This is a genomic window from Blastococcus sp. CCUG 61487 (genome assembly GCF_005222955.1).
Lineage (GTDB): Bacteria > Actinomycetota > Actinomycetes > Mycobacteriales > Geodermatophilaceae > Blastococcus.
The window spans coordinates 1-703 of sequence record NZ_LWUA01000131.1 but is presented as its reverse complement, the minus strand read 5'-3'; the positions used below and the strand labels follow the sequence as shown (position 1 = coordinate 703).

The 703-nt window shown below is 78.9% G+C and carries 1 protein-coding gene; it reads left to right on the top strand.

What is annotated here, in order from left to right; all coding sequences use genetic code 11:
• Window positions 1–12: 12 nt before the first annotated feature.
• On the top strand, window positions 13–703 hold a 691-nt coding region (locus tag A6V29_RS08435; protein WP_249933115.1), incomplete at its 3' end, for a PfkB family carbohydrate kinase.

The window sequence follows — 703 nt, the reverse complement described above, 5'->3', positions numbered from 1 at the left end:
GGGCTGGCCGCGGTGGGGGCGCGCGCGGAGGCGCTGATCGCGCACTGGGGCGTGGGCGCGGTCGCGGTGACGATGGGTGCGCGAGGGGCGCTGCTCTCCTACGGCTCGGGCGCGCCGATGGTGGTGCCGGCCGTGCCGGTGACCGGCGGGGACCCGTGCGGAGCCGGCGACTCGTTCGCCGCCGCGGCGGCGCTCGCCCTGGCCGACGGCGCGGTGACCGGGGAGGCGGTGGCCGCGGCGGTGGCGTTCGCGTCGGCGTTCGTGGCCCGCGGCGGGGCGTCGTCCTGGGACCGCGAGACGCCGAACGTGGTGGCCGAGCCGGGTGCCGACGCCGTCATCGCCCGGGTGCGCGCGGCGGGCGGCACCGTCGTCGCCACCGGGGGCTGCTTCGACCTGCTGCACCCGGGCCACGTCGCGACGCTGCGGGCGGCCCGCGGGCTGGGCGACTGCCTGGTGGTCTGCATCAACTCCGACGACTCGGTGCGCCGGCTCAAGGGCCCGACCCGCCCGCTGGTCACCGCCGCGGACCGCGCCCGGGTGCTGGAGGCGCTGGAGTTCGTGGACGCCGTCGTCGTCTTCGACGAGGACACCCCCTCGGAGGTGCTCGACCGCCTGCGCCCCGACGTCTGGGCGAAGGGCGGCGACTACGCGGGGGCGGAGCTGCCCGAGTCGCAGGTGCTGCGGCGATGGGGCGGGCAGGCCG